The sequence below is a fragment of the Kitasatospora sp. NPDC058063 genome (genome assembly GCF_042885395.1).
GTDB lineage: Bacteria > Actinomycetota > Actinomycetes > Streptomycetales > Streptomycetaceae > Kitasatospora > Kitasatospora lactacystinica.
This window is the reverse complement of record NZ_JBHVSD010000035.1, coordinates 1-12,579: the sequence shown is the minus strand read 5'-3', so window position 1 is coordinate 12,579 and position 12,579 is coordinate 1. Positions and strand designations below refer to the sequence as shown.

Below are 12,579 nucleotides of genomic sequence, written 5' to 3'. Positions count from 1 at the left end.
CTGGCGGGAGACCAGGGATCATGAACACCGGCGACAAGTCGTCCACCAAGCAGAACGCGGCCAACCTGCGGGAGGAGCTGCTGCGCCGCCGCCTGGCGGGCAAGCGCGGCAACCACCGGCCGGCCATCACCGCCGCCGACCGCGAGCAGCCGCTGCCGCTCTCGTTCGGTCAGGAGCAGATGTGGGTCCTCAACCGGATGGACCCCGAGAGCCCTGAGTACCTCGTCCCGTTGGCGCTGCGGCTGACCGGCGCGCTGGACGTCGGCGCCCTGCGCACCGCCTGGGACCGGATCGTGGCACGGCACGAGATCCTGCGCACCCGGTACGCGCTGGTGGGCGAGCGCCCGGTGCAGCGGGTCGACGCGGCCCGGCCGCTGGACATCGCCGTCGTCGACCTGTCGCACCTCCCGGCCGACGACCGGGAGGTGCGGGCCCGCGCCCTGGCGGAGGAGGAGGCCGCCGCCCCCTTCGACCTGGAGCGCGAGTGGCCGGTGCGGGCGAAGCTGTTCACCCTGGCCGACGACGACCACCTGCTCGTTGTCACCCTCCACCACATTGCCTGCGACGCCTGGTCGGTGGGCATCGTCACGCGGGAGCTGGACCGGTTCTACCGCGCGGCCGTCACCGGCCAGGACGACCAGCCGGCCCCGCTGCCCCTCCAGTACGCCGACTATGCGGCCTGGCAGCGCGGCGAACTGAGCGGCCCCGCCCTGGAGCGCCAGCTCTCCTACTGGCGCGAGCAGCTCGCCGGTCTGCCGGTACTGGACCTGCCCACCGACCGTCAGCGGCCCGCCCTGCGCGACCCGAGCGGCGCCTCGGTGCCGTTCAGCATCCCGGCCGACCTGGCCGGGCGCGTCGGCGAACTCGCCCGTCGGCACGGCGTCACCCGCTTCGTCGTCCTGCTCACCGCCTACCAGGTGCTGCTCTCCCGCTACACCCGCAGCACCGACATCCCGGTCGGCGTGACCGTCTCCGGACGCAACCGCCCCGAGCTGCAGGAACTCGTCGGCTACGGCATCAACGTCCTGGTGGCCCGCGCCGCCTGGACCGGCGACCCGTCCTTCGCCGAACTGGTCACCGCCGGCCGCGGCACCGTCCTCGACGCGTACGAACACCAGGCCGTGCCGTTCGCCCGCCTCGTGGACGAGCTGCAGCCCGAGCGCGACCTCTCCCGCACCCCGCTCTACCAGGTCGACTTCATCATGCGCGAGCAGCGTGACGCCGGCCTGGAGCTGCCCGGCGTCTCCGTGCGGCGCGAATCCGGTGAGGGCATCGCCAAGGTCGACCTCACCCTGGACGTCGAGGACGTCCAGGACGGCCCGCTCAACGCCCGGCTGGACTTCGCCACCGCGCTGTTCGACCGGACCACCGCCGAGCGCTTCGCCCGCCAGTACGTCCAGGTGCTGGAGAGCGCCACCGCCGACCCCGGGGCGCCGCTGTCCACCTTGGAGATCCTCCCCGAGGAGGAGCGCCGCCTGGTGCTCGGCAGCTGGGCCGACGGCGGAGCCGCCGAGCGGCCGCAGCTCACCGTCGACCTGATCCGCGCCCAGGCCGCCGCCACCCCCGACGCGGTCGCCGTCGTCGTCGGCGAGGAGCACCTCACCTACCGCGAGCTGGACGAGCAGTCCAACCGGATCGCCCGGTGCGTGCTCGAACTGGGCGCCCGCCCCGACATGCTCATCGGCGTCTGCCTGAACCGCGACGTCCACCTCGTCCCCACCCTGGTCGGCATCTGGAAGGCCGGCGCCGCCTACCTCCCGCTGGACCCGAGCGTCCCCATCGACCGCCTCCGCTTCATGCTGGAGGACACCCAGGCGTCGATCGTGGTCACCACCGGCCAGCACATCCCCACCCTGGCCGGCATCCACTACGGCACCTTCCTCGTGCTGGACCAGGACCAGTACCTCGTCGACGAGCAGCCGGACACCGACCCCCTCGTCCCGCTCGACCCGCAGGCGCTGGCCTACGTCATCTACACCTCCGGCTCCACCGGGCGCCCCAAGGGCGTCATGATCCACCAGCACGGCCTCGCCAACTACCTGCGGTGGACAGTCGGTTCGTACGCCGCCCACGGGAACGCCGGCGCGCCGCTGTTCTCCTCCATCTCCTTCGACCTCGGCATCCCCGACCTCTTCACCCCGCTGATCACCGGCCAGTCGGTCCACCTCATGCCGATGGACCTCGACACCGCCACCCTCGGCCCCGCCCTCGCGGCGGCCGGCCCGTTCAGCTTCATCAAGCTCACCCCCGGCCACCTCGACCTGCTCACCCACCAGCTCACCCCCGAGCAGGCCCACGGCCTCGCTGGCCTGGTGATCGCGGCCGGCGACACCTTCCCCACCTCGCTCGCCGACCGCTGGCAGCGGCTCGCCGGCCCCGGCGGCACCATGGTCGGCTCGGAGTACGGCCCGACCGAGATCACCATCGGCAACTCCGGCAGCCCGATCACCGACCTGCCCGCGGCCGAGCTCATCCCGCTCGGGGAGCCCATCCCCAACAGCACCATGTACGTCCTCACGGACGACCTCGCCCCCGTCCCCGTCGGGGTGCCGGGCGAGATCTACATCGGCGGCGACGGTCTGGCCCGTGGTTACCTGGGCCGCCCGGACCTGACGGCGGAGAAGTTCGTCCCCAACCCCTTCGGCCCGGCCGGCTCCCGCCTCTACCGCGCCGGCGACCTGGCCCGCTGGCTCGCGGACGGCTCGCTGGACTTCCTCGGCCGCATCGACAACCAGGTCAAGATCCGCGGCTACCGCATCGAACTCGGCGAGATCGAGGCCCGCCTGCGCCTGCACCCGACCGTCGGGGACACCGTCGTCAGCGTGCGCGAACCCAGCCCCGGCAACAAGCGGCTCACCGCCTACGTGGTCGCCGCCGACGGCGACACCTTCGACCCGGAGGTGCTGCGCGCCCACCTGGCCGCCGCGCTGCCCGAGTACATGGTGCCGACCGCCTTCGTCGCCATCGACAGCATCCCGCTGACCGGAAACGGCAAGGTCGACCACCGCGCGCTGCCCGCCCCGGGCGAAGCGGCCGCCGGCGGCCACCGCGCGCCGGCCACCGCCCTCGAGGAGGAGCTGACCGGGATCTGGGGCGAGGTGCTCGGCCTGCAGCGCATCAGCGTCCTCGACAGCTTCTTCGAGCTCGGCGGCGACTCCATCGGCGTCGTCCGCCTGGTCGGCGCCCTGCGCACCGCCGGCTACGACCTCACCGTCCGGGACGTCTTCCAGCACCGCACCGTCGCGTCCCTCGCCGAGCACCTCGCCGGCCAGGCCACCGACGGGTCGCTGGTCACCGCCGTGGAGTCGTTCGCGCTGATCGGCGACGAGGACCGCGTCGCGCTGCCCGAGGGCGTCGTGGATGCCTACCCGCTGTCGCAGATCCAGACCGGCATGCTGGCCGAGATGCTGGCCGCCCAGGACGACGGCGCGGGCAAGGACGTCTACCACAACGTCAACCTCTTCCGGATGGCGGACGGTCGCCCGCTCGACCAGGACGCGCTGCGCGGAGCCCTGCGGGAGGTCCTGAACCGCCACCAGGTGCTGCGCACGTCCATCCACCTCAACGGCTACTCCCAGCCGCTCCAGCTCGTCCACGCCGAGATCGGTGACCTCCCGCTGCGCGTCGAGGACCTGCGCGGCCTGGACACCGCGGAGCAGGAACGCCGCGAGGCCGCCGGCCTCGCCCACGAGCGCGACAGCGCCTTCGACCTGACCGTCGCCCCGCTGCTGCGCGTCGGCGTGAACATCGAGTCGGACGACGCCTGGTCGCTCACCCTCAGCCACTGCCACGCCGTCACCGACGGCTGGACCCTGAACACGCTGCTGATGGAGCTGGTGGAGTGCTACCGGGAGCTGCGCGACGGCCGTGAGCTGCCCGCCTACGAGGCGCCGGCCGTCCGGTTCGCGGACTTCGTCGCGGCGGAGCTGGAGTCGCTGGCCTCCGAGGAGGACCGTGCCTTCTGGCAGGACGTGGTGGCGGAGCACGCGCCGCTGCGGCTGCCGGAGTCGTGGGCCGACCCGCAGGGCGGTACGCGCGACCGGCACGGCGTACGGGTGCCCTTCCTCGACCTGGAGGAGGAGCTGCACCGGCTCGCCAACGACGCCAAGGCCTCGGTGAAGAGCGTGCTGCTGGCGGCGCACCTGAAGGTGCTGGGCATGCTCAGTGCGGAGGAGGCCATTCACGCGGGCGTGGTCTACCACGGGCGTCTGGAGGCGCCGGGTGCGGAGCGGGTGCTGGGCATGCACCTGAACACGCTGCCGTTCCCCGCCACCCGCGCGTCGGGCACCTGGCGTGAGGTGGTGGAGCGGGTCTTCGCGCAGGAGGCGGAGATCTGGGCCCACCGCCGCTACCCGCTGCCCGCCATCCAGCGCGACAGCGGCACCCGCGAGCGGCTCGTCTCCGTCCTCTTCGAGTACCAGGACTTCGGCCAGCTCGGCACCGCGAGCGTCGGCACCTCGGTCCAGCAGGACATCGGCGGCAACGAGTTCGCGCTCAACGTGACCGCCTCCGACGGGCACATCGCCCTCAACACGACGTCGGACGTCGTGAGCCGGGCCGCACTCGAGCGGCTGGGTGCGCTGTACCGGTTGGTGCTGGAGGCGATGGCGGCGGATCCGGACGGTGACGCGTCGGGTGTGGTGTTGCCGGAGGCGGAGCGGGTCGCGCTGGTGCGTGGTGGTTCGTCGGTGGAGTGGGGTGCGGGTTCGGCTCTGGAGTTGTTCCGGGCTCGTGCGGCGGCTGCGCCGGATGCGGTCGCGGTGGTGTTCGGTGAGGAGCGGGTTTCGTATGGCGAGCTGGACGCGTGGTCCTCGCGGATCGCGGGCCGGCTGCGTGGGCGGGGGGTCGGGTCCGGATCGGTTGTGGGTCTGTTTGTGGACCGTGGTCCGGGTGTTGTGGCGGCGATGCTGGGTGTGTGGAAGGCGGGGGCTGCGTATGTTCCGGTCGATCCGTCGCTTCCGGCCGAGCGGGTGGGCTACATGCTCGCCGACTCGGGTGCCGCGCTCGTTCTGACCGACGCCGACCCGGCCGGCCGGCTCGGTGAGTACGCGGGTCCGTGGCTGGAGCTGGCAGGCGGTTCCGAGGAGAGCTGGGAGGGCGTCACCCCGGCCGCCGACGAACTGGCGTACGTGCTCTACACCTCGGGTTCGACCGGTCGCCCGAAGGGTGTGATGATCGGGCACGGTGCGCTGGTGAACCTGCTGGGTTCGATCCGTGACGACGTGACTCCGGGTGCTCCGGGCACGTGGCTGGCTTCGACGTCGGTGTCGTTCGACATCTCGGGTCTGGAGCTGCACCTGCCGTTGATCTCCGGCGGGAGCATCGTGCTGGCCTCGGCCGAGCAGGCGAAGGATGCCGCGGCGCTGGTGGAGCTGGTGGCCCGTAACGAGGTCACGCATGTCCAGGCGACTCCGTCGGGCTGGCGCCTGCTGCTGGCGGCGGGCTTTGAGGACGTGTCGGTGACCGCCCTGGTGGGCGGCGAGGCGTTGACCGCCGGCCTGGCGCGGGAGCTGCTGCCGCAGGTCGGCCGCCTGGTGAACGTCTACGGTCCGACCGAGACGACGATCTGGTCCGCCCAGGGTGAGGTCCCGGACGGGGTGGAGCGGGTCTCGATCGGCGGCCCGCTGGCCAACACCCGGCTGCACGTCCTGGACGGTGGCCTTCAGCTGGTGCCGCAGGGTGTGACGGGTGAGCTGTTCATCGGTGGTGACGGTCTGGCCCGTGGTTACCTGGGCCGCCCGGATCTGACGGCGGAGAAGTTCGTTCCGAACCCCTTCGGGCCGGCCGGCTCCCGCCTGTATGCGACGGGTGACCTGGCCCGTGTCCTCGCGGACGGCACCCTGGAATGCCTGGGCCGCATCGACGGCCAGGTGAAGGTGCGCGGTTACCGCATCGAGCTGGGCGAGATCGAGAGCGCCCTGCGCGAGCACGCCTGGGTTCGTGACGCCGTCGTGACGGCCCAGGAGGACGCGCACGGGGACAAGTCCCTGGTCGCCTACGTCGTCAGTGCCGACGACTCGGCTCCGGACACGGTCGCGCTGCGGGAGTTCCTGTCCCGCTCGCTGCCCGAGTACATGGTCCCGGCCGTCTTCGTGACCTTGGACGTCATCCCGCTGACCAACAGCGGCAAGGTCGACCACAAGGCCCTGCCGGTTGTCGACCAGACCGCTTTCGCCAGCGCCGAGATCGTCGCCCCGCGCACCCCGCTGGAGGAGCGTCTGGCCGCCATCTGGTCGGACGTCCTGGGTGTCGCCCGGGTCGGTGTCGAGGACAGCTTCTTCGAGCTCGGCGGCGACTCCATCCGCGTCGTCCGTCTGGTCGGCGCCCTGCGGGCCGCCGGCTACGAGGCTTCCATCCGGACGGTCTTCACCCACACCACCATCGCCGGCCTCGCCGGTGTTCTCGCCGGGAACGGCGGCGCATCGCTGGTCACCGCGGTGGAGCCGTTCGCGCTGATCGGTGACGGGGACCGGGCCGCGCTGCCCGAGGGTGTCGTGGACGCCTACCCGCTGTCGCAGATCCAGACCGGCATGCTCGTCGAGATGATGGCCGCTCAGGGCCGGGGCGAGTCCGCCTACCTGAACATCAACTCCTTCCGCATCCCGGACACCACGCCCTTCGACCTCGACGCCCTCACGAAGGCCGCCGCCGTCGTGACCGGCCGCCACGAGGCCCTGCGCACCTCGCTGGACTTCGAGACGTACAGCCAGCCCCTGCAACTGGTGCATGCGGAGACGACGATCCCCGTCCGCATCGAGGACCTGCGGGGTCTGACGGCCGACGAGCAGCGTGCCGCGCTACTGGCCTTCACCGCCCGGGAGGAAGCCGAGTCGTTCGACCTCGGGACCGCTCCGCTGCTGCGGATCGCGATCCACCTGGAGTCGGACGAGGCCTGGCGACTGACCTTCACCTACAACCACGCCATCGCCGAGGGCTGGAGCTACCACTCGCTGCTCATGGAGCTGCTGGCGTCCTACCAGCACCTGCGCGACGGCCGTGAGCTGCCCGCGTACGAGGCGCCGGCCGTCCGCTACGCGGACTTCATCGCGGCCGAGCTGGAGTCGCTGGCCTCCGAGGAGGACCGCGCCTTCTGGCGGAACGTCGTCGCCGACCACACGCCGTTCGAGCTGCCGTCGGGGTGGCGCGCCCAGGGCGGTGCGAAGGAGCCCTACCGCCTGGAGGTCGACTACCGCGACCTGGAGGACGGGCTGCGCCGGCTGGCGCGCCGCACGAGCACCTCGCTGAAGAGCGTGCTGCTGGCCGCCCACCTCAAGGTGCTGAGCATGCTCAGCCCGGAGCGGGCCTTTCATACCGGCGTGGTCTACCACGGGCGTCTGGAGGCGCCGGGTGCGGAGCGGGTGCTGGGCATGCACCTGAACACGCTGCCGTTCCCCGCCACCCGCCCGTCCGGCACCTGGCGCCAGCTGGTGGAGCAGGTCTTCGCGCAGGAGGCGGAGACCTGGGCCCACCGCCGCTACCCGCTGCCCGCCGTCCAGCGCGACAGCGGCACCTCCCAGCGCCTGCTCACGGTGATGTTCGACCACCAGAACTTCCACCAGGTCGACACCGGCACCGTGGACGCCGGCGCGGGGCTGGGCGTCGGCGTCAACGAGTTCGCGCTCGCGGTCATCGCCACCGGCGGTGTCCTCGCGATCAAGTCCAGCACGGACGAGCTCGGCCGGGATCGCGCCGAACAGCTCTCCGCCATGTACCGGCTCGTACTCGAAGCCATGGCCTCGGACCCCGAAGGCGACGCCACCGCCGCCTACATACCCCACTTGGAGCAGACCGCAGTGCCTCGGATGCGTACGGAACCAGACCAGCGCGAGCTGTCCCTCGACCTCTTCCGCGCTCGTGCGGTTGCTTCGCCGGATGCGGTCGCGGTGGTGTTCGGCGGGGAGCGGGTGTCGTACGGCGAGCTGGACGCGTGGTCCTCGCGGATCGCGGGCCGGCTGCGCGGGCAGGGGGTCGGGTCCGGATCGGTGGTCGGTCTGTACCTCGACCGCGGCCCCGGTGTCCTGGCGGCGATGCTGGGCGTCTGGAAGGCGGGTGCCGCCTACCTCCCGGTCGATCCGTCGCTTCCGGCCGAGCGGGTGGGCTACATGCTCGCCGACTCGGGTGCCGCGCTCGTCCTGACCGACGCCGACCCGACGGACCGGCTCGGTGAGTACGCGGGTCCGTGGCTGGCGCTGGACGGCGGTTCCGAGGAGAGCTGGGAGGGCGTCACCCCGGCCGCCGACGAACTGGCGTACGTCCTCTACACCTCCGGATCCACCGGTCGTCCCAAGGGTGTGATGATCGGCCACGGTGCGCTGGTGAACCTGCTGGGTTCGATCCGCGACGACGTGACCCCCGGCCGCCCGGGCACCTGGCTGGCCTCGACCTCGGTGTCGTTCGACATCTCGGGTCTGGAGCTGCACCTGCCGCTGATCACCGGCGGGAAGATCGTCCTGGCCTCGGCCGAACAGGCCAAGGACGCCGCCGCGCTCGTCGAGCTGGTGGCCCGGAACCGGGTCACCCACGTCCAGGCGACTCCGTCGGGCTGGCGCCTGCTGCTCGAGGCCGGCTTCGACAACTACGCCGTCACCGCGCTCGTCGGCGGCGAGGCGCTGACCGCCGGCCTGGCGCGGGAGCTGCTGCCGCAGGTCGGCCGCCTGGTCAACGTCTACGGTCCGACCGAGACGACGATCTGGTCCGCGCAGGGCGAGGTCCCGGACGGCGTCGAGCAGGTCTCGATCGGCGGTCCGCTGGCCAACACCCGGCTCCACGTCCTGGACGTGGACCTGAACCCGGTGCCGCAGGGTGTGACGGGCGAGCTGTTCATCGGTGGTGACGGTCTGGCCCGCGGGTACCTGGGCCGCCCGGACCTGACGGCGGAGAAGTTCGTCCCGAACCCCTTCGGGCCGGCCGGCTCCCGCCTCTACGCGACCGGCGACCTGGCCCGTGTCCTCCCGGACGGCACCCTGGAGTGCCTGGGCCGCATCGACGGCCAGGTGAAGATCCGCGGCTACCGCATCGAGCTCGGCGAGATCGAGAGCGCCCTGCGCGAGCACACCTCCGTCCGCGACGCCGTCGTGGCCGCGCACGAGGACGCCCAGGGTGACAAGTCCCTGGTCGCCTACGTGGTCCCGGCCGGCGGCTCCGGCCTGGACACGGCCGCGCTGCGGGAGTTCCTGGCCCGCTCGCTGCCCGAGTACATGGTCCCCACGGCCTTCGTCGCTCTGGACGTCATCCCGCTGACCAATAGCGGCAAGGTCGACCACAAGGCCCTGCCCGCCCCGGACGCCGACGCGTTCGCGCAGTCCGCGTACGTGGCGCCGCGTACCCCGGTGGAGGAGAGGCTGGCGGCCGTCTGGTCGGACGTCCTGGGCGTCACCCGGGTCGGCGTCGAGGACAGCTTCTTCGACCTCGGCGGCGACTCCATCCGCGTCGTCCGTCTGGTCGGCGCCCTGCGCGCCACCGGCTACGACGTGACGGTGCAGGATGTCTTCGAGCTGCGGACCGTCGCCCGCCTGGCTCAGAAGCTGAGCGGTCAGGAGGCCGGCGCATCGCTGGTCACCACGGTGGAGCCGTTCGCGCTGATCGGTGACGAGGACCGGGCCGCGCTGCCCGAGGGCGTCGTGGACGCCTACCCGCTGTCGCAGGTCCAGACCGGCATGCTCGTCGAGATGATGGCGAACCCGGGCACCGCCGTCTACCACAACCTCAACTCCTTCCTGATCCCGGACACCCGGCCCTTCCAGCCGGAGACGCTGCGCGCCGCCCTCGCGCACGTCGTGCAGCGGCACGACATCCTGCGCACCTCGGTCGAGATGACCGGCTACTCGCAGCCGCTCCAGTTCGTCCACGCCACCGCCGAGCTGCCGCTCTCGCTGCACGACCTGCGCGAGCTCGACGCGGCCGGGCTCGACGCCGCCCGCGCGGAGTTCGCCGCGCTGGACCGCGCCACCCCGTTCGACGTGACCGCCGCCCCGCTGGTCCGGCTCGCCGTCCACCTGGAGTCGGACGAGGCCTGGCGCCTGGTCCTCAGCCACTGCCACGCGGTGACCGAGGGCTGGACCGCCAACTCCCTGATGACCGAGATCGTGGCCGCCTACCAGCAGCTGCGCGACCGGGGCGAGGCCACTGACGAGGAGGCGCCGGCCGTCCGGTACGCCGACTTCATCGCGGCCGAGCTGGAGTCGCTGGCCTCCGAGCAGGACCGCGCCTTCTGGCGGGACGTCATCGGCCGGCACGCGCCCATGCTCGTGCCCGCCGGCTGGGGCGAGAGCACCGGCACCGTCGAGCGGCACTGGGCCCACGCACCGTTCGCGGACCTGGAGGAGGACCTGCGCCGACTCGCCGCCCGCGCGCGCACCTCGCTGAAGAGTGTGCTGCTGGCCGCGCACCTGAAGGTGCTGGGTTCGCTGACCTCGGAGGAGGCCTTCCACACTGGTGTGGTCTACCACGGGCGTCTGGAGGCGCCGGGTGCGGAGCGGGTGCTGGGCATGCACCTGAACACCCTGCCGTTCCCGGCCACCCGTCCGTCCGGCACCTGGCGTGAACTGGTGGAGGGCGTGTACGCCCGCGAGTCGGAGATCTGGGCCCACCGCCGCTACCCGCTGCCCGCCATCCAGCGCGACAGCGGCACCGGCGAGCGCCTGATCACGATGCTCTTCGACCACCAGGACTTCCACCAGGTCGACACCGACACCGTCGACGTCGACGCCAACATCGGCGACGGCGTGAACGAGTTCGCGGTCAACGTCACCGCGGCCCGCGGCCGGATCTCCATCGGCAGCACCACCGAGGTGCTGAGCGGGTGGAACCTGGCGCGGCTGGCGGAGATGTACCGGCTGGTGCTGGAGGCGATGGTCGCGGACTTCGACGGGGACGCCTCGGTGGCGTGCCTGCCGGGGGCGGAGCGGGCCTCGTTGGTGGGTGAGTGGAACGCCACGGTGGAGGTGCCGGTCGACGGTTGCCTGCACGAGGTGTTCGCGGAGCAGGCGGTCCGTACTCCGGACGCGGTCGCGGTGGTCTTCGGCGCCGAGTCGCTGACGTATGCACAGGTGGACGAGCGGGCCAACAGGCTGGCGCAGCGCCTGGTCGCGCTGGGTGCCGGCCCGGACGACCTCGTGGGTGTCTCGTTGGAGCGCGGTCTGGACCTGGTTCCGACTCTGCTGGGTGTGATGAAGTCGGGTGCGGCCTACCTGCCGCTGGACCCGGTGAACCCGGACGAGCGCCTGTCCTACATCCTTCAGGACGCGGGTGCCCGGATCCTGGTGACCGAGTCCTCGCTGGCCGGCCGGCTGACGGGCTCGTTCGAGGGCCGGGTCGTGGTGCTGGACGACGAGGCGGAGCAGGCGCTGATCGCCGGGCTTCCGGCCGTCGCGCCGGCCACCGCGGTCACCCCGGACAACCTGATCTACGTCATCTACACCTCCGGCTCCACCGGAAAGCCCAAGGGCGTCGCCCTCAGCCACGCCAACGTCCTGCGCCTGTTCACCAGCAGTGAGCGTCACTACCACTTCGACGCCCAGGACGTCTGGCCGCTCTTCCACTCCTATGCCTTCGACGTGTCGGTGTGGGAGATGTGGGGCGCCCTGCTGCACGGCGGCCGCCTGGTGGTCGTCCCCGCGACGGTCACCCGCTCGCCCGACGAGTTCCTGAGCCTGCTGGTCGGGACCGGGGCCACCATCCTGTGCCAGACCCCGACCGCGTTCCGCTCGCTGGTGGCCATGGCCGCCGAGGGTGACCCGCGCATCGACCGGCTCAACCTGCGCGCCGTCGTCTTCGCGGGCGAGCGGCTCGACCTCGCCCAGCTGCTGCCGTGGACCGACCGGGTCGGTGCGCAGCGCCCCGCGCTGATCAACATGTACGGCATCACCGAGACCACGGTGCACTCCACCTTCCGCCAGATCACCGAGGAGGACCTGGCGCACCCGGCGGACAGCCCGGTCGGCATCCCGCTCGACGACACCGTGATCCACGTCCTGGACGCGGCGGGGCAGCTCGTCCCGGTCGGTGTCCCCGGTGAGATCTTCGTCGGCGGGCCCGCCGTGGCCCGCGGCTACCTGGACCGCCCCGAGCTGACCGCCGAGCGGTTCACCCCCGACCCGTTCGGTCCGGCCGGCTCGCGCCTGTACCGCAGTGGCGACCTGGCCCGCCGGCTGGCCGACGGCACCCTGGAATCGCTCGGCCGCATCGACGGCCAGGTGAAGATCCGCGGCTACCGCATCGAGCTCGGCGAGATCGAGACCGCGCTGCGCGCCCACCCGAGCGTCGGCAGCGCCGCCGTGATCGCCCGCACCTCCGAGGACGGCGAGAAGGTCCTGGTCGCCTACGTGGTCCCGGCCGAGGAGAGCGGATCGGACGCCGCCGACCTGCGGGCCCACCTGCGCGGTTCGCTGCCGGACTACATGGTCCCGGCCGCCTACGTCGCGGTCCAGGCGATCCCGCTGACCCCCAACGGCAAGCTCGACCACCGCGCGCTGCCCGCGCCGGACCGCTCGGCGTTCGCGGCCTCGCGGCACGTGGCGCCGCGCACTCCGGTGGAGGAGCGCTTCGCCGAGGTGTGGGGTGAGGTGCTGGGCCTGGAGA

1 protein-coding gene is annotated in these 12,579 nt (G+C 72.1%); it reads left to right on the top strand.

The window, feature by feature from the left end:
* Positions 1-20 precede the first annotated feature (20 nt).
* Positions 21-12,579, top strand: a 12,559-nt coding sequence (locus tag ACFVUY_RS38655; RefSeq protein ID WP_387736778.1) for an amino acid adenylation domain-containing protein, incomplete at its 3' end; no start/stop codon positions are given.